The sequence below is a fragment of the Mycobacterium numidiamassiliense genome (genome assembly GCF_900157365.1).
Lineage (GTDB): Bacteria > Actinomycetota > Actinomycetes > Mycobacteriales > Mycobacteriaceae > Mycobacterium > Mycobacterium numidiamassiliense.
Genome location: NZ_FUEZ01000004.1, coordinates 701,453 through 718,952, shown reverse-complemented (window position 1 = coordinate 718,952; position 17,500 = coordinate 701,453). Strand labels below are relative to the sequence as shown.

Sequence of the window (17,500 nt, the reverse complement as noted above, 5' to 3'; positions counted from 1 at the left end):
CTCTGATGTCGGCCGGTCACTGAGTCGCCCACCCATCGATCTCATCTACAGCTTCCAGCAGCACAGCCGCGAGGCCTCGGGCCGCGTCAGTCGCCATGGGGTCCTCAGAGCCGCCATTAACCAAGATGCCGCGTTCCTCTACGCTGCCATCCCTGGACTGCGCGCCCCGGATGGTGACCTCGATCCCGTCGCCGTGCCCCAACTCAACCCTGCGTGTGGTGCCAGAGAAAAGTCGGAACGCGTCGGGGGTGTCGGGGTCTTCCCACCCGTACACCTTCACCGCGCCGGCCGGATCCGGGACATCGTCGATCATCGCGGCGGCAAGATTGTCACCCGCGTAGCGGCGGGCACTGGATAGCAAGATATTGTCGTCGACCCGATAGTCAGGATTCCCCGTGATACGCACGAGTACGTCGGGGTCGCACTCCCGCTCCCCCAGGAACTCGACCTGCTCAGGCGTCAGCTCGCTGCTAAGGTCGCGCCACCTCCGCGCGGAATTTTCCGGTGTCATACTCATCGTTGTCACCTCTCCAGTTCGGCTGTGGCACCGTTGCTCGCAAAGCAACGACTCCTTTCCTGCGCTGGGCACTTGCACGCCGGTCGCGACACATGGCGTCGCGTATTCGACGTAGATCCCCACCTACAACAACCCCAGTAACAACGCTACGCCGCCGAGCACGGCGGCCCAGCAAATCCGAAGCCCTCGGAGCAGAGCAGGGCACCGGCTTGGCAGGGATGAGCTTTAATCTCCCGTCAACTGAGGGCCAGGGGACCCACGCTTCGCAAGTCTCTGCGCGGCTTCTAGCTGCCGGGCGGTGGCGATGACGTCGTGGACAACGGGGTGGAGGTGACGGGAGTTCCCTGCGCCGGTGAGACTGGGGCGCGGGAACCGCTCCCCGCAATCGTGCCGTGGACCTCGCGATCGGCCGGGCCGCCAGCGCCGGCATTTGCTGTGAGCCCTAGTGCCCCGACGGTTATTGCCACACCAAGCACGATTGTGGATACCGTTCTCATTGCTGCCCCCTCATTGCGAAAGGCGTTGTCTTCACACCACTTTTTCGCCGATTGATGAGCTAGTCATACCCGCTGCGATCCGCGCCAATCCAGCCAATGCAAACGCTGGAACGGAGACCCACGCAGGCCACGTCGTGAGCGACCGAGATTTATGCGAACGGCGTTGTCAGGAGATGGGCGCGGGTGGCCCTTTCTAGGCGCCGGGCGTGCAGGTTTGCCAGAGTTCGTGCGCTGCGGCGAGGCTGTCGGCTGTGGCATCGTCGGTGGCGTGGTGGAAGGCGTCCTCGAGGCGTTGGCCGATCGCGGGTCGGGTGAGCCACGCTTTGATGGGGGCGGATACCACGTTCTCCGAGGTGGTGTAGGCGAAGTCGACAAGGCTTGCCAGATGCAGATCCGCTGCGGCAACTGGCCGTTGGTCCATGATGTCGAGAAAGCTGGATATCGGTAGGTCGAGCTGGTCGGCGAGTTCCAGGAGGTCGGCGGCCGAGGACACATAACCGATTGCGGTCGGGTACGTCGCGAGCATTCTCTCCCAAGCGGTCTTGAGCACGTTGTCGATCGCGTCGCGTTCGGCAAGCGGCCAGCCTATTGTTCGCCCTTTGAGGCGCTTTAACCCGAACTCGAAGGCTGCCCACTGGTCGCCCAGCAGCACCTCGAACACCCTTGGCAGGAAGTGTCGCAGCGCATCGTCTGGCAGCGACAGTACGTGAATCGCCACCAGGTCAGCGTCCGACCAGTCCCGCACATCCGCACGCGCCAGCCGGGCAGGATCGACGTCCGCTGCTGCGCACCTCGGGCATACCGCCAGCTCCCCGGGTCGCCGGTAGCAGTCGAAAACCGAGTAGAGCCGCGTGATCGCTTCTGCGAGTTGGTTTTCCAACAATCCTCCCGAAGCAATATTTGGGGTCATTGGCCGAACCTATTCGACTGTGAGCCCGAGACCCTATGGTTGGCGGTTTCACCTTTGCGCGCTTCTGACGGCCCACCTGTTTGAGCGGACGCCGGTTTGCGCAGCGGCGGTAGCTCGCCTAGTACTCGATTATTGGCTTTGGATACACCTGGCCGCCCGGCGACGTGAGCGAGATGCCGGTGTGTCGCTCTTGGTAGCGGGTGCCCCGCACGATCCCGCCAGCGATCCGGCCAGGTAGTTCGACGTTGAGTGCGCGGAGTTATGTTGAACTCGTGAAGAGCAAATGGACCGCGGCCGATGTGCCCGATCAATCCGGCCGGATCGCCGTCGTGACCGGCGCCAATAGCGGCCTTGGCTACGACACCGCCGCGGTTCTCGCGGCCAAGGGGGCACACGTTGTGCTTGCCGTGCGAAACCTCGACAAGGGAGCACGGGCCGCCAACCAGATCAAGGCCTCGAGCCCGCACGCCGACGTCGCTCTTCAGGAGCTCGACCTGTCGTCGCTCAACAGTGTGCACAAGGCAGCCGACGAGCTGCGCACGAACTATCCGCGCATCGATCTGCTCATCAACAACGCCGGTGTGATGTACGTACCGACGCGGGAAGCCACCAAGGATGGCTTCGAGATGCAGTTCGGCACCAACCACCTCGGCCACTTCGCACTCGACGGCCTGCTGATGGACAACCTGTTGACGGTCGAGGGCTCCCGAGTGGTGACGATCAGCAGCGTCGGTCACCGGATCCTCGCCAAAATCCACTTCGACGACCTGCAATGGGAGCGCGGTTACAACCGTGTGGCCGCGTATGGCCAATCCAAACTGGCAAATCTGTTGTTTACCTACGAGCTGCAACGACGACTCACGGCCACGGGCGCCCCGACCATCGCACTGGCCGCCCACCCCGGCTTCTCGGACACCGAACTCATGCGCTATCTGCCAAGCATCCTGCCCAAATCCCTGTGGAAGCTGGCCACTCAACCCGCTGAAATGGGTGCTTTGCCGACGTTGCGCGCCGCCACGGACCCGGCCGCACAGGGCGGTCAGTATTACGGACCGGACGGGATCGGCGAAGTGAAGGGCCGTCCGAAAGTCGTTGCGTCAAGCGCACAATCGCACAACGTAGATCTCCAGCGTCAACTCTGGACGGTGTCCGAAAAGCTCACCGGCGTCACCTATCCCGTCTGATGCGACGCGAGCAGTTGCTGGACCTCGCCCGGCTGGTTTCCGTGATGGCTTGGTGTCAGCGGTTGTTCGCGACCCACTCCGTGGTGAAGCGAAGTATTGCTGGGATCTGTTCGGCCAGCAGGCCACCGACATAGCTCTCGATCTTGCTGCCGACCAACGGGATCCTTACCTCCACGGTCGTGCTGTACGCCAGCTGCGAGCCGGTTGGCGCCGGCGCCAGCAAAGCCGCGCCAAGTACGGATAGCGGCGCCCCAGGTACCGCCATGCTGGCCTTCCCGCGCACCTGGCCGCCGCGGATCGGAGTCCACGTCTCGGTGCACACCATCTCCAGATCACCGAGAGATAACCGGGTGACCAACCCAGACAGCCGGTCGCGCAAAAGGCTAAGCGTGGTGGCCATAGCCACGGTGCCGTCGGCGTCGACGATCAACGAGTCCAGCGTCGCGGTGCCCGCGCCGAAGCCGCCCAGCCGCGCGAGCCAGTAATCCTCGTCGCTGAACGCCGAATGGATCTGTTCAACGCTGGCCGTGGAGTCGGCCGACAGGTCGAATGAACGCGGCATATCAGGACAGGCTACCGTTGTCGGCTTGCGGCAGAGCTGGTGATGAATCTTTGCCGCTAGGGCCGGTTTTCGGCCTCACCGGCTGGCCGGTCAGGACTGGCCGGTCGTCGTACCGGAGACCCGCCGGAGCTAAGGGGCATCGGTCCGTGCTGGGCCGCCTGCAACAAGGAGCCTGGCATAAGCCGGCGGGCCGGCTCGCTGGCGAGGAGATTTCGGCGGCTGTCCCACTGATCAGCGCGGTGGCCTTTGCATCGGGATGTTCCGGTATCGGGCAATGTGGCCGAGCGCCATGTTGAGGGCCAGTTCGAGGGGTCGGGCGCTGCGCATGGTTTGGGCCATGAGGAGTCCGCCCTGCAATGCGCTCATCATCGTTAAGGCGAGTTCGTCCACGTCGGCTTCGGCGGCGAGTTCGCCGTTGTCGCGCATGGCCGCGAAGCCCTCGGATAGATACGACTGCCATTCGGCAAAGGACCGCGCGAGCTCATGTCGCGCCGAGTCGGATCGGTCGGCGAGTTCGCTCACGAGCGAGCCGAGAGGACAGCCGCCGACACCTTGCGTCGCGCGGGTCATGGTCACGAGATGATCGCACCAGCGCTTCAGCCCCTCCCACGACGAGACCTCGCGCAGGCATGGCTCCTGCGCGGCGATGACGCGGCCGAGCTGGGTCTTGATCACCTCGCTGATCAGTTCGTCTTTGTTGACGAAGTAGTGATACAGCTGCGACCTGCTGGTGCCGGTGGCGGTCATGACCGCGTCCAGGCTCGTTCCTGCCACCCCGCGCTCACGGACCAGTGATGCCGCTCCAGCCACGATGCGGGCTTTCGTTGCCGCGCCGCGAGCCGTCAAACGCGCGGTAGGACGACCCTCCTTTGACGCCACGACCGCACGCTATCCGGATTGGAATTGTCAGTCCAGTTTTGTCGCAGCATGATGGCCGAGTAGTCAACAAACCACCGTGGAAGGACGCGATGTCGCGACTCGATTATGGCCAGCCGTTCCCCCCGCTCGACGTTCCCGCCGTCGGCGGCGGCGCGATCAGCCTGCCGGGCGACCTGACGGGCTCTTACGGCGTCATTTTGATCTACCGCGGCTCCTGGTGCCCCTACTGCAACGCGCAGCTCGCCGCGTTCTCGCGTGCACTCGACACCCTGAGCGAGCTCAGCGTCAAGGTCGTCGCCTTGTCTGTCGATGATGAGGACACCTCCGCCGCGCTCGTCGCCAAACGCAAGCTGCGCTTTCCGGTCGGCCACAGCGCCGACGCCGACAAGATCGCCGCGGCGATAGGTGCCTACGTCAACGACGATCCCCACTATCTGCAATCGACTGGCTTCATCTTGGCGCCAGATGGGACTGTGCGCCTCGCCGTGTACTCGACCGGGGCCATCGGTCGGCTTGTTCCCGACGACGTGGCCGGCTTCATCAGATATCTGACCGAGCATCCGGACGCGCGGTGAGCAACGCCGAATAGTGTTGCAGTTCGAGCCGACTGCGTTGCTGGACGACGAGTCAGACGTGACGGATGCACCTCGGCAGGCGATTGGCAGCCCTGTATTTCGAATATCGGCGCAGGCGAGCCACCAGTGGTCTATGCGCCCCAAGATAATTCGACAAGGAATGTGACCGACTCCATGTCCCTCCCGCAGCATCCGCGGCACGCAACTCTGTTCCGCTCGACCTCCATCGGCGGGGTTGAGCTCGGTAATCGCATCGCCTTGGCGCCGATGACCCGAGTAAGCGCGACGGCCGACGGCATTCCCACCGATCGGATCGGCGCCTATTACCGGGTTTTCGCCGACGGGGGATTCGGTCTGTTGATCACCGAAGGTCTCTACATCGACGACCAGACCAGCCAGGGTTACTTCTTCCAGCCTGGCATCGTGAATCCCGTTCAGGCCGCGGGGTGGAAACGCGTTGTCGAAGGCGTCCATGCCTCTGGGGCGAAGTTCTTCGCCCAACTGATGCACGCCGGCAGCCAGTCCCAAGGCAACCCACACACCGTCACCACCTGGGGGCCCTCAGCGGTGCGTCCCAAAGGCGAGCAACTGGCTATGTACCGCGGCGCGGGCCCATTTCAGCTTCCCGAGGCGATGACCACCGAGCACATCGGACAGGTCCGGGCCGCGTTCGTCAATGCCGCGCGGTTAGCGCGCGACGCGGGGTTCGACGGTGTGGAGATCCACGGGGCCAATGGTTACTTGCTCGACGCATTCCTCACCGACTACATGAACACCCGCACCGACGACTACGGGGGCAGCGTCGCCAACCGCGTCCGGTTGGCGACCGAGGTCTGCGGTGACGTCGCAGCTGCTGTCGGTGCGGACATCGCCGTCGGTATCCGCATCTCCCAAGGCAAGGTCTCCGACAACCATCATCGGTGGGCTGGCGGCGAGGACGACGCGGCCGCCATCTTCACCGCGCTGTCCGGCACCGGCATCGACTACATCCACACCACCGAATACCGTGCTCTGGCACCGGCTTTCGGCGACGCCGGCCCAACGCTGGCCAAGCTTGCCAAACAATACAGCGGGCTATCGGTCATCGCCAACGGCCACCTCGATGATCCCCGCGACGCCGCCACGCTCATCGACTCCGGCACCGCCGATGTCGTCGCCCTGGCCAAACCCGCGCTGGCCAACCGGGACTGGCCACGCCGCGTGCGAACGGACCAACCACTCGCCCCCGACCTGCCCGCCGCCCTGCTAGGGCCCAATGCGTCCATCAAAGACTGGGAAGTCGCCGACACACCGAACTTGCTCCGGCCGACAAGGTCACGAAACCAGTCACCGGGCACCTAAACGCGTCGAGGGAACGTTCAACGGCGACTCCCCCGCACCAAAGGCCGCGACCTCAGACGAGTATCGGGATCGACAATCGAAGAATGAAAGGCATCCGTTGGGCATACGACTCGCGATGGATAATGTCACAATATTCTGGATGCAACTTCTTATAAGTTGCGTCGTCTGCGCAATCATCGCGAAGTGGTACGTTTGGCCGTACCTAACCAAACTTTCTCGTAATTCTGCACTAGCTCCGCTGCTCTTTGTGCATGTGTTTCGCTATGTGGGAATGACTTTATTGGTCACGGGTATGATCGATCCGAAACTGCCCCGAGAATTCCTTTCCGCTGCTGCTTACGGTGATCTCTTAGCGGCGGCGCTGGCCCTCGCGTCCATCTTTGCTCTGCGGAGCAACTGGCGTGTTGCCGTTCCTCTGGTGTGGCTGGCCAACACGTGGGGATTCGTGGACCTGCTAAACGGAATCCGCGGCGTGTTGCAGTTGAACGTTCCGAGCTTCAACCTGAGTACCGCTTGGTATATCTATACGTTTTACGCTCCCGTGGTCATTGCTTCACATTTGATGATCTTCTGGATTTTGGTCAAATCTAGGTCCTGGAAGAATGAGGATCAATAAACGGGAAGGCGGGCGACTTCAATCCTGACAGGGGGCTCCACACAGTAATCACCCCAGCTCGACAGCCGATGACCGGATTACGGGTGACCCAGAATTCCGTCCAGCGCTCCCTGCATATTTTGCAGATCGCCTTGAACGCCTTGCAGTCTCTTATCGATCGCCTGGATGTCGGAGAGGGCATTCTGATAGGCCGGCGACACCTCGTCCGGGGTGGTGGCAGGTTGTGACTGAGGGCAGTACGAGACGATGGCGCCCGCAGTGACGTTGGCGCTTTGGTCGGCGTCCCAAATGGTCGTTCGCTGCACGAATCCGACCGCAGCCGCGAAATTGGGTTGGCGTGCCAAGAATTCGCAGACCGCGTGCCCTTGGTTCGTCGCGTATTCCTGGCTGGGAACCGGTATGCCTTCGTGCTTCAACGCCGCGACGAAAGCCATGTCGGCGACGTCAATCTGCGGAGCCGATGGTTTCGGCGCGACCGGCTTCGGCGGCGCGACCGACGCCGGGGGGTCCGCCGAGGGCTCCGCTGAATCCTGGCTGTGTACCGCGGTCATCACCACCACCGCAGCGCCGGCGGCGACCAGAGAGAGCGGCAACGCCGCGAAAAGGCCGAATCGGCGCAGCGCACCCTTACGCCGGCGAGGCTTGGTGACCGTTTTGGTGGTCGTCGACCAATCGTCCGGAACGAAGTCGCATTCGCCCGCTGTCACCGAGTTGGTGTGGGCCACCCCCGTGCTGTGGGCCAGCAGCTCGTCAAGCAGTTCGTCGGCCTCTCGAGACGAAGGCTGACGGCCCTGCTCGCGGATCGATTGGCGCCCAAGAGCGATGCGTCGCAATTCTGCGTCGATGGTCTCGCGGTCGCGCATGTCAACCAGTTTGAGAGTGTCTCGACAATGTCACAAGTCCTGGTTAGTGCACGGTTGCGTTCCCGCTGGCCAAGCACACTTTTGTGTAACGGACGCCAGCGTGGATCAGGGGAGGATGTGCAAACCCCATCGGCCCAGCAGTGGCTGCACGAGGACAAAGAATGTGGTGTTGTCATCTCCGTCGAGCGAACCCATCAAGATGCCGACCGCAGTCACCGTCCCGTCCCCGTTGTCCACAAAACCCGCACTGCCGCTATCGCCGGGCTGGGCGTACACGCTGGCTTCGACCACTTCGCCGTCGACGTTTTTGATGGCACCACAGGTCTCACCGGTCATCGCGCCGAGCTTGCAGAACGGCGCACCGACTTTGATCTGCGCCGCGCTCCACACGTCCCGGACGCGCCGGCCGCCGACATCACCCGCGGGCTTGCCGATGCCGGGGTCAAGGCGGATGACCGCGGCGTCACGACGGTCGCCTTCTTCCTCGCTGGCGGTGATTTTTCCGAGCGGGACGGCCTGGTCGTAATTCCAAGGCGCACCGTCATGATGGTCGCAGTGCCCGCTGGTGAATAAGTAGTAGCCACCGTCTTTGCCCTGGGCCGCGAAACCCGCTGTGCACTTGAGGTTTTCGTCGGTGACCTGGATACCCGGCGTGGGGGGTGCTGCCGCCAGCGCCGTGCTCGCGAACATCGTCGCAGCCACGACCGTCGCACCGGCCAACGCAACCCCTTGAAACCAACGTGCCGTCACACCGCTCCCCTCTATTTCACGACCCCGGCGCAGGGACGAAAATGGTCTGCTGCGAACGATTTTCGACCCTGACGCGTCAGACTAGTTCAATCCCGGCAGGGCCTCCACAGTTCGGGCGGCGATCGCGAGCTAGACACCATCCCCCCGCGTGGCGTTACCCTGGCCCGGTGAGCAGCACGCGGATACCGGGCGGGGTGGTGCACAAGTTGCCCACCGACCTGCGCGAGGCGCTGATCGCCAATTCCACGGCATTGTCGGCCTGGAAGGACATCACACCGCTGGCGCGCAACGAGTTCATCTGCTGGGTCGAGGACGCCAAGCAGACCGCGACCCGAGAGCGTCGCATCCGCCGGACCCAAGAGGAACTCGAAGAAGGCATGCGTCGGCCTTGCTGCTGGCCGGGGTGCAAGCATCGGGAACGGACCGGTAAGTGAGCCGTGCCGCTGCGTTGGCCGTCGGCGCGATGATCGCGCTCGCCGGCATTGCACCGTCGACCGCGGCCGCCGCGCCGAGCCTGCCGCTCGGGGCGCAACCCGCGCTGGCGACGGATCCGGCGCAATTGGGCGACGACCTCGTCGCCGACGAGCAGGCGCTGCGCGACCCGTCGACGCCGGAGCCGGCGCTCGCGGCGGCCGCACACCGCGAGCAGGCTGCCTACCGCGCCATCGGGCGACACCCCGAATGGGATGCGACCATCAGGCCGCGCATCCCGGTGCCGTTGGCCGACGTCTACGACCGCAACGTCGACGCTCGCCGCCAGCTTCAGTCGATGGGCTACCCGAAGGACACGCTGCCCGCCTGGCGGATCGACCCGCCGACTCCGGCCGACGAACTGATGAGTGCCTACCACCAAGCGGAGTCGGAGTCCGGCGTCGGCTGGAACTATCTGGCCGCGATCAACCTGGTCGAGACCCGCTTCGGCAGCATTGTCGGCGTGAGCACCGCCGGCGCGGAAGGTCCCATGCAGTTCTTGCCGTCGACGTTCTCGTCCTACGGCCAGGGCGGCGATATCCACTCCCCCCACGACAGCATCATGGCGGCGGGCCGCTACCTCGCCGCGAATGGCTTCGCCAACGACCGCGATCACGCCATCTACGGCTACAACCACGCGCACGCGTACGTCCAGGCGGTCGATGACTACGCCGCCCTGCTCGCCGATCCCGCCGCGTTCGCCGGCTTCCACCGGTGGGACGTCTACTACGTCACGACCTCGGGCGACGTGCTGCTTCCCATCGGTTACGCCGCAGCGTCGCCGATCCCTGTTGGGGACTATCTAGCCAGCCACCCACAGTGAGTCGCGGCGGGCTACCGCTTGCGTGCGAGGAAAGCCTGCATGTGCTGTTGCGGCTCCCCGGTCAGAAAGGCCAGACCGAACTGCTCGACGCTGTCTTCGATCGCGTCTTGAGTCGTCATGTCGAACCATTTGTTGAGTAGCCGCTTTTGTTGCCGGACCGCCTGCGGGCCGAATCCGGCCAGTCTCGTGGTGAGCGCGGCGATGCGGGTGTCGAGCGCATCGGCCGCGACCACCTCGTGCACCAGGCCCCACGTGAGCGCCGTCGGGGCGTCGATCGTTTCTCCGGTCAGCAGCAGCCAGGCCGAGTGCGAGGCGCCGATCAATGCCGGCATCAACGCCGCGTGGATCACCGACGGAATCCCGACCGCGACTTCGGGCATGCCGAATTTCGCGCCGGGCTCGGCGATCCGCAGATCGCAACACATCGCGACTTCCAGGCCGCCGCCGAGACACCAGCCCGCGAGCCGGGCGACGACGGGGACGGAGCATTCGCGAATTGCCGCACAGAGTCCGGCAAGTCGCCGAATGAACGCCTCACCACTGAAGCGGTCGAGGGTGGCCATCTCGTTGATGTCGGCACCGCCGATGAACGCCTTCTCGCCCGCACCCCGCAACACGATGACCCGCACGTCCTCGTCTTGGCTGACGGCGCGAAATGCTTCGGTCAGCTCCTCGATGGCGCTCGAGCCGACAATGTTGAGCGTTTTGGAGTTGATCAACTCGATCGTGACCAAGCCGCCATCGCGACCGATCCTGACGAACTCTTTGTCCATGGCGTTCATGATGCCGAAGTAGTGAGAGCCGCCCCGACGAACGCCGGGGCGGCTCTCACGAAGGGTCGATCAGTACAGCGGGACCCAGACACCGAAGAACCAGTAGCCCCAACCGCCGTACTGCCAGTTGAAGACCGGGACAACGGTGAAGGTGTCGTAGGCGAACGGGCCGAAGTCGGCCCGTGCGACGGCCACGTCACGCGGCGGACCGCCCCATGGACGGTTCCATCCCCCGGGAGGAGGCGGACCGTCCCCCCCGCCCTGCGGCGGCGGGCCTTCCCAGTTGGGCGGCGGATGTCCGGGGGCCGGGCCGTCGTTCCAGCCCCATCCGTGCTGCGGCGGTGGAGGTGGCGCGCCACGGCCCGGGACGATGAATTGGACCCGGGCGTCGCCGCCTGGCCCGCCGATCTGCGCGCTCGCGGTCACCAGGTCGTCGCGCCGCGGGATGTACGGCGGGTGCGGCGGCTGGGTGCTCGGCGGGTTGAGCACCACGGTTATGCCGGGTTTCTGCGGCGGGGTCGAGTGCTCGTTCGCCGGGGTGGTGGGTTGCGCACTCGGCGCCGTGGTGTGCTCACCCGGCTGCGTGGTCTCTGGCCGCGGGGGCTCACTGCTGTGTGAACCTGGCGGCTCAGAACTTTGCGGCGCCTGACTGGTCATGGCCGGCGGCGAGCTATGGGTGGCGGGCGGCTCGGTGGACTGCGTCGCCGGCGCCTGACTGGTCATGGCGGGCGGCGAGCTGTGAGTGGCCGGGGGCTCGCTCTGCGTGCTGGGCGGCGGTGTGCTCGCCGGCGCATGGGTCTGCGGCGGGTTCTGCGGGGCCTGCGAGCCGCCACCCGCAGGGGCCCCACCGGGGTTGCCACCACCGCCGCCGCCGCCACCGTGGCAGCCCGGGCAAGGAGGTGGCGGGTCCAGCGGGGCGGAGTTGGCCAAGCCCGGGTTCAGCGTCATCGCGGAGATGCTGAGGCCGGCTGCGACCGCCGCCGCGCTGACGACACGTTTCATAGACATAGTTGTGTCCCTTCTCAGGTGTCGATCTGCGCTACGGGCAGGTCACGTCAAGTTCGAATGGCTTTGTCACCGTTTGCGGTTGCTGCGGATTGCTCATGTCCGTACCCGTCGCGGTCCCCTTGATCGCGTAGGACTTGCCGTTGACGGCGGCCCCTGCGTTGCTGGCCTGGTTGGGGGCGGCATCGGAAAAGCCGAGCCCGACGCCATTGACGATGCCCAATCCGACCGCGTGGACGATAGGCGGGTTATCGGTGCTGAGCACCGCGCCGATTCCGGCTGTCGCGTCGCCCACACCGATGGTGATGGCCCCGTTGGCCGTGTTGCACGTGACTTGGCCGCTGATGTTCTGGTTCTGGCCGTCAACAGTGAGCTGGGGGCCGGCTGGTGCCGCCGCCGAACTCGATGATGCGCCCGTACTGGACTTGTTGCTGGAACAGCCGACGCACGCCGCGGCCACCATGGCCACACCGGCTACGCCGACAACGATCTCACGTCTCACCACTGCACTCCTTCGTGTTGCTGGGTGTCGCTACCTTCGTCGCCTTGTCTCACCACCTGCGGACCATACTCGCCCGTCCTGGCACCCTGCTCATGACGCCGGGTCGGCGAATACCCCGAACCACCTTCGGCAAAACAGTCGATACCGCCGAGAGGCTCAGCCCGCTTCACGGCAGCAGCCGCAGGCCCCACTTTTCGAGCAGCGGAGACACCGGCACGAAGTACGAGATGTTGTCGTTGCCGTCCGGCGAACCCATCAGCGTCCCGACCGCCCCTACGGTGCCGTCCAGGTTCTTGACGAAACCGGGACTCCCGCTGTCACCGTTCAAGCTGAAGACGCTCGCTTCGACCACGCCGTCGTCATGCACACTCGTGACGGCACCACACGTCTCGCCGGTCACGGCACCGAGCTTGCAAAGCGGCACGCCAACTTTGATCTCGTCGGAGGCATACACGCCGTGGACCGGCCGGCCGCCGATGTCACCCGAGGGCACGCCGAGACTCGGGTCGAGACGGATGATCGCGGCGTCCTTGTTGCCGCCCTCGTTCTCACTGGCGGTGATCGTGCCCAGCGGGACATTCGGACCGTACGTCCACCCCGAACCGTCGCGGGCGTCGCAGTGTCCACTCGTCAGGAAGTAGTAGCCACCATCGTCGCCGTGGGCCGCGAAACTTGCTGTGCACCGCATATTTTCGTGCTCGACCCGCATGCCCGGCCGCGGCACCTCGGGGCTCGCGGCCGCCGGCGCGGTGTTCTCGAGCACCAGCAAGGCCAGCACGACGACGCTTACTGTCAACGACGGTCTGGCCACACCGCTCTCCTCTGCGTGAAACGGCCTGCATCGTACCATCTCGGAAATTACTGTCCAGCAAGGTATTACGCGCCTGAACGCCACCGCTCATCTGCGAGCGATGGCATGCCATGCCAGATCGACAATGGCCGCGCAGTAGTCGTCACCGACGAGTGTGTCGGAGTAAAGGGCGCGGATGTTCAGCGGTGCCATCACAATCTGCACCGCTGCCATCGTGTTCACGCCGTCGCGCAATTCACCGCGCTCCCTTGCCCGATCGATCACTGCGCGCACGACAGAAAACCGCGCCCGCCAGAACATCATCCGGGTGTCTTCGTCGTGGCGCCCACGCCGGTCCATGACCAGCGCCCGCAGAAACGTCCGGCCGACCTCACTGTTGATCCGTTCGGTCACGATTCGGGCCAAGGCCGTCAGGTCGCCGCGCAACGATCCGGTGTTCGTGGCTAAAGCCACCTCCTCGATATCGGCCAGAGCGGCATCGACGATGAGTCGTTGGCGATCTCCCCAATAGCGGTAGATCAGTGCCGGATCGAGCCGATGACGCTCGGCCAAGGCCTCGATGCTGAACCGCTCGACACCCCAGCGGGCCAACTCGTCAAGCACCGCCGGCATGACACGCGCCCGCACGTCAGCGGGAACATCGCGCGCATACTCCTCGGGCGATTGAGACTGCTCCATCGCGTCTCCCATCGGACCTGGTAACGGCCACTAGTGTGGCATCCGTCGGTCAGCGGTAACGGACTTTCGCAAGCGGCCGCGTCTTGACCGTCATCCAGCATCGACATGGCGGCCCAGGAAGTCCAGGACCGCGCCGGCGAAAACGTCGTTGCGATCGCCGGCGACCATGTGCCCGGCACCGCGGACATCGGTGAACTCGACCTGCGGGAACCGCGCGAGAAATTCGTCCGCGCGCTCCTGACTCACCAGGTCACTTACTTGGCCCCGGATCAGCAGCATGGGCACGCCACTGCCCAGGATCGCCTCGACGGCCGCATGCATGCGGTCGGGGTCGGTCACTTCGAACGGCGGAAAAGCCGCCTTGCCGCTGATGAACTGCGGGTCCCAATGCCAGTACCAGCGATCACCGCGAAGGCGCAGGTTGGTGGTGAGGCCCTCGAGGTCGGTGGGCCGCGGCCGATGCGGGTTGTATTCGGCGATAGCGTCGGCGACCTCTTCGAGTGAAGCGAATCCCGATTCCACCCGGTCGGCCATGAAAGTGTGGATGCGATTGGCCCCGGATTGCTCCATGTTCGGCACGATGTCGACCAGGACAACCGCGCTGGCAATGCCCGGCGAGATCTCCCCCGCGAGAAGCATCGAGGTGAATCCCCCCAGGGAGGCGCCCACCAGCACGGGTTTGGGCGGCAGGCCGCGCAGTACTTCGGCGACATCGGCGGCGAAGCTGACCACCCGATAGTCGCCGTCGGATGACCAGTCGGATTCGCCGTGGCCGCGCAGGTCGATCGTGACGGACTGCCACCCCCGTTTGGCGACAGCGGCGGCGGCCCGGCCCCAGGAGCGTCGGGTCTGCCCGCCGCCGTGCAGGAAAACCACGGCACGCGCTTGCGGGTCGCCTTGACGGTCGGCGGCAATGCGAACGCCGCCTGACCCCGGGGTCGAGAACTGCTCAGGTGCCAGGGCATCGCCGCTCATCAGAAGATGGTAGGACGTGACACGACGACGCCTTCGGGGACGTGACTCAAGGTCTAGCGGAAATGCTGTCGTCGCGGCAGCGTGAGCACTGTTCTAGCGGAGCGCATGGCGCGGCAGCGTGAGCGGAAGGTCGAGGGCGCTCAGCAGTCCCGGCTTGGCGCCCACCACGTAGGGGATCGCGTTGACGACGCGCATCGCCGTCGCCACCATGGCACCGGCCCCCGAATCCATGGGGGAACCAGAGGCTTTCGGCTCGCGCAGGCTGGCCGTCATGTCGCAGGCGATGTCCGGCTCGCCCTCGATCCGAATCCGATATACGGGCTGTGTCATTTCCTCGGCCCACTCCAGCCCGAGATCGGGGGCGATCCGGTTGACGTGTTCGATGGTGATCACTTCGCGGCCGTCGATGACGGCGATCGCCTGCGTCCGGAGCGCACCGCAGGTGCCGGCCTCCGCGGTGCCGAACGCCACGTGTAGATCGCGGTCGGTGGCGACCCTGTCGAAGTTCTCCCGGATCTCGTCGATCTGCAATCCGAGACCCCGGGCGATCAGGCGCAGCCCTGGGCCCCATTGGAACGCGATAGTGCCCGGGTAGGAAAGCAGCGCCTGATAGTCGAGTGGACGCCCGAAGCCCATGGCATCCGTCATCGTTTCGACGACGGGATAGTCGTCGTACAAGGCGATCTCGCTGGCGTGGATCGACGTGATGGATTTCGACTGCGTCGTCAGCATCAACACCAAATGGTCTGCAGCGAAACCGGGTTCAATGCCGCTGGCGTACAACGACGCCCCTCCCGCCGAGGCGGCCTGCGCTAGCTGTTCCCTCCACACCTCGGGTTCGAACCCGGCGGGATCGATCAGGCGGTGGACGCTCGTGGTGACGACATTGACGCCGGCCTCGAGCAGTTTGACGTAGTCGGGCACCGCGGCCGCGTCGCGGTCGGGCCCCATGGCGGCGTACACAACACAGTCCGGCCGCAGTGCGATCAAGGCGTCGGCGTCGTTGGTCGTGGTCACCCCGATCGGACCGATGCCGACGAGGTCACCGGCATCGCGACCGGCCTTCTCCGGGGAGTGCACCCACACGCCGACCAGATCGGTGCCCGGATTCTCCGCGACGGCGCGCACGGCGATGGATCCGATGCCGCCGGTGGACCAGACGACCACGCGGATCGGGGTACTAGACATTTCTGGGCTCCGCCGCAGCCATCGGGCAAGGGTATACCCGGGTAGCGCAAGCCCTACGGCGCTACAGCCTCAGTCCGCTTCGCCACCACCGGGGCGGTCCCGCTCGCCGCGGAAGATGTTGGCGACTCGGCGCAATATTCTGCCGAGTGGACTTCCCGCTCGCTGAGCGTCCTTGATCCTGCCCAATGCCTGCTTACCCTCGGCGGCGTAATCCTTGACCGATTCGTCGCCTTCTTCGGCGCGCATACGATACCTCCGTCCTGATTGAGCCAGGGCTCATCGAGCCAGTGTTCAAGGTGGCCTACCCGCGAAGGCGGGCCGTCAAAACGACCGGCGCGGCGACGGGCCGTCAGGCCGCTGGGTCCTTGTGCGCCTTGATCGGCGCGGTGCTCGGCGGCAGCTTCAGCAGATTGCCCCGCAGGCTGCCCCGCGCGGTGCGGATGGCCACCAACAGCCAGGTGAAGAGCAGGCCGGCGTAGGCCAGCGCCGCGGCCACTTTGAAGGCAGGCAGATGGGTGTGCGCGGCGAGCTGCGCAGTGCCGGTGACGAAGGTGCCGACCGGAAACGTCAGGCTCCACCAGGTCAGCGCGAACGGCATCCCGCGCCGCAGCGTCCGCACCGTCAGCGCGGACGCCAGCGCGATCCACAACACCGCGAAGCCCCATACCGGAACTCCATAAAGCACCGCGAAAGTGTTCATGTCCTCGGCCATGTCGTGCTCGATGGCCAGGTGCGCGGCGGCTCCGAGAAGGCCTGCGGCCGTGATGGATTGGCCAAGCGGGCCCAGCACGATCCACAACGTCGGCACCCTCGCGGTGCCAGAGGTGCCGTAGAGCACCAGCCGGCTCCAGATCATCGCGATGATGTTCAGCGAGGCCAACAACGACAAGCCGAACATCGCGTAGCAGCCGTACAACATGGTCTGACGACCGGTGCCCGGGTCCATGTGCGAGAGCAACAGCGCCCCCATCGCGGCCGACACCATGGGCGGCACCACCGGCATCAGCCATCCACCGAAGGCTGCGTCGGGCTCGACGTCGTGCTGAGTGAACATCAGAAACGGGATGCTGACGGCCGTGAACAACCCACCCAGCGTGCCCGCGGTCCACAGCACCCAGTCCAGGTCCACGGCGATGCGCTCACCGATGAGATCCCTGCCGACCAGCACGGCTCCGCCGCCGACCGTCAACAGCGCCATCGGCGCGGCCCCATAGAAATGCGCCATTTGCGGATTGCGGGCGTGACGGCGCGCCACCGTCGGGTGGCGCAACCAATGACCGCCGACCAACACGATCAGCACCACCAGCAGGACGGTGGCAAGGACCCAGACCGCTTCGGCGAAAACACGTAACCCCACTACGTGCACGGGCAAACTGGCACCGGCGGTGGCGACGATCCCGGTGCCCATGACCGAGGCGAACCAGTTGGGCCCGACGTTGCCCAGTACCTCGACTCGATTCTGTGACGGCGGTTGCCCGTCGACGGTTGGAGTGGCCATCGACGACTGACCTTACTTCCCCGGGATTGCCGAATGTTCCGCTTAGACTCCAACCCGTGACGCGATCCCTGCAAACGAGACA

21 protein-coding genes are annotated in these 17,500 nt (G+C 65.1%); 6 read left to right on the top strand and 15 right to left on the bottom strand.

Annotated features, from left to right (window positions below; genetic code table 11):
* Positions 1–16: 16 nt before the first annotated feature.
* Positions 17–517, bottom strand: coding sequence for a hypothetical protein (locus tag MNAB215_RS11900; protein ID WP_131829102.1), 501 nt, complete (start codon positions 515–517; stop codon positions 17–19).
* Between the two features lie 690 nt (positions 518–1,207).
* Entirely contained in the window at positions 1,208–1,924 is a 717-nt protein-coding gene (locus tag MNAB215_RS11895; RefSeq protein ID WP_131829101.1) for a hypothetical protein, read from the bottom strand.
* Positions 1,925–2,196: 272 nt separating this feature from the next.
* Here MNAB215_RS11895 and MNAB215_RS11890 point away from each other — a divergent pair, with 272 nt between their 5' ends.
* Entirely contained in the window at positions 2,197–3,108 is a 912-nt protein-coding gene (locus MNAB215_RS11890) for an SDR family NAD(P)-dependent oxidoreductase (protein WP_108637615.1), read from the top strand.
* 55 nt (positions 3,109–3,163) lie between these two features.
* Here MNAB215_RS11890 and MNAB215_RS11885 read toward each other — a convergent pair whose 3' ends face one another.
* Positions 3,164–3,670: a DUF2505 domain-containing protein gene (locus MNAB215_RS11885; protein WP_077079038.1), complete on the bottom strand. Its 507-nt coding sequence runs from the start codon at positions 3,668–3,670 to the stop codon at positions 3,164–3,166.
* Positions 3,671–3,901: 231 nt separating this feature from the next.
* The gene (locus MNAB215_RS11880) at positions 3,902–4,480 is read right to left on the bottom strand and encodes a TetR/AcrR family transcriptional regulator (protein WP_425436536.1); all 579 of its coding nucleotides are present in this window, start codon (positions 4,478–4,480) and stop codon (positions 3,902–3,904) included.
* 158 nt (positions 4,481–4,638) lie between these two features.
* Between MNAB215_RS11880 and MNAB215_RS11875 the strand changes: the two genes are divergently transcribed.
* The 3 genes from MNAB215_RS11875 to MNAB215_RS30020 all read left to right on the top strand — a co-directional run bounded on the left by MNAB215_RS11875 (position 4,639) and on the right by MNAB215_RS30020 (position 7,081).
* Positions 4,639–5,124 (top strand): peroxiredoxin family protein, encoded by a 486-nt coding sequence (locus MNAB215_RS11875; protein WP_077079036.1) that lies wholly within the window; start codon positions 4,639–4,641, stop codon positions 5,122–5,124.
* Between the two features lie 174 nt (positions 5,125–5,298).
* A complete protein-coding gene (locus MNAB215_RS11870) occupies positions 5,299–6,465 on the top strand; it encodes an oxidoreductase (RefSeq protein ID WP_077081949.1) in 1,167 nt (388 codons plus the stop codon).
* Positions 6,466–6,757: 292 nt separating this feature from the next.
* Positions 6,758–7,081 carry a hypothetical protein gene (locus MNAB215_RS30020; protein ID WP_217348929.1) on the top strand — a complete coding sequence of 108 codons (324 nt, stop codon included), beginning with the start codon at positions 6,758–6,760 and terminating at the stop codon, positions 7,079–7,081.
* Between the two features lie 77 nt (positions 7,082–7,158).
* On the opposite strand, the gene MNAB215_RS11860 is transcribed toward MNAB215_RS30020, so the two are convergent.
* Positions 7,159–7,944 carry a DUF732 domain-containing protein gene (locus MNAB215_RS11860; RefSeq protein WP_077079034.1) on the bottom strand — a complete coding sequence of 262 codons (786 nt, stop codon included), beginning with the start codon at positions 7,942–7,944 and terminating at the stop codon, positions 7,159–7,161.
* A 105-nt stretch (positions 7,945–8,049) separates the two neighbouring features.
* Entirely contained in the window at positions 8,050–8,634 is a 585-nt protein-coding gene (locus MNAB215_RS11855; RefSeq protein ID WP_425436535.1) for a S1 family peptidase, read from the bottom strand.
* 227 nt (positions 8,635–8,861) lie between these two features.
* On the opposite strand from MNAB215_RS11855, the gene MNAB215_RS11850 reads away from it, so the two are divergent.
* Both MNAB215_RS11850 and MNAB215_RS11845 read left to right on the top strand, forming a co-directional pair.
* Positions 8,862–9,128 carry a YdeI/OmpD-associated family protein gene (locus MNAB215_RS11850; RefSeq protein WP_077079032.1) on the top strand — a complete coding sequence of 89 codons (267 nt, stop codon included), beginning with the start codon at positions 8,862–8,864 and terminating at the stop codon, positions 9,126–9,128.
* A gap of 29 nt (positions 9,129–9,157) precedes the next feature.
* Positions 9,158–9,988, top strand: coding sequence for a lytic transglycosylase domain-containing protein (locus MNAB215_RS11845; protein ID WP_077081948.1), 831 nt, complete (start codon positions 9,158–9,160; stop codon positions 9,986–9,988).
* Positions 9,989–9,999: 11 nt separating this feature from the next.
* Here MNAB215_RS11845 and MNAB215_RS11840 read toward each other — a convergent pair whose 3' ends face one another.
* The 9 genes from MNAB215_RS11840 to MNAB215_RS11805 form a co-directional block, all read right to left on the bottom strand.
* Positions 10,000–10,770 (bottom strand): enoyl-CoA hydratase, encoded by a 771-nt coding sequence (locus MNAB215_RS11840; protein WP_077079031.1) that lies wholly within the window; start codon positions 10,768–10,770, stop codon positions 10,000–10,002.
* A 60-nt stretch (positions 10,771–10,830) separates the two neighbouring features.
* Positions 10,831–11,763 (bottom strand): MAP_0585 family protein, encoded by a 933-nt coding sequence (locus MNAB215_RS29730; RefSeq protein ID WP_077079030.1) that lies wholly within the window; start codon positions 11,761–11,763, stop codon positions 10,831–10,833.
* 37 nt (positions 11,764–11,800) lie between these two features.
* A complete protein-coding gene (locus tag MNAB215_RS11830) occupies positions 11,801–12,268 on the bottom strand; it encodes a lipoprotein LpqH (protein ID WP_077081947.1) in 468 nt (155 codons plus the stop codon).
* Between the two features lie 166 nt (positions 12,269–12,434).
* On the bottom strand, positions 12,435–13,118 hold the full coding sequence (locus tag MNAB215_RS11825; RefSeq protein WP_108637614.1) for a S1 family peptidase: 684 nt from the start codon (positions 13,116–13,118) through the stop codon (positions 12,435–12,437).
* 48 nt (positions 13,119–13,166) lie between these two features.
* Positions 13,167–13,757, bottom strand: a complete 591-nt coding sequence (locus MNAB215_RS11820; protein ID WP_077081946.1) for a TetR-like C-terminal domain-containing protein — start codon at positions 13,755–13,757, stop codon at positions 13,167–13,169.
* A 90-nt stretch (positions 13,758–13,847) separates the two neighbouring features.
* Positions 13,848–14,732, bottom strand: a complete 885-nt coding sequence (locus MNAB215_RS11815; RefSeq protein ID WP_174604585.1) for an alpha/beta fold hydrolase — start codon at positions 14,730–14,732, stop codon at positions 13,848–13,850.
* A gap of 93 nt (positions 14,733–14,825) precedes the next feature.
* On the bottom strand, positions 14,826–15,920 hold the full coding sequence (locus MNAB215_RS11810) for an NAD(P)H-dependent amine dehydrogenase family protein (protein ID WP_077079028.1): 1,095 nt from the start codon (positions 15,918–15,920) through the stop codon (positions 14,826–14,828).
* A gap of 69 nt (positions 15,921–15,989) precedes the next feature.
* Positions 15,990–16,166 (bottom strand): hypothetical protein, encoded by a 177-nt coding sequence (locus MNAB215_RS29725; RefSeq protein WP_165691567.1) that lies wholly within the window; start codon positions 16,164–16,166, stop codon positions 15,990–15,992.
* A 103-nt stretch (positions 16,167–16,269) separates the two neighbouring features.
* The gene (locus MNAB215_RS11805) at positions 16,270–17,418 is read right to left on the bottom strand and encodes a TDT family transporter (protein WP_077079027.1); all 1,149 of its coding nucleotides are present in this window, start codon (positions 17,416–17,418) and stop codon (positions 16,270–16,272) included.
* Positions 17,419–17,500 lie beyond the last annotated feature (82 nt).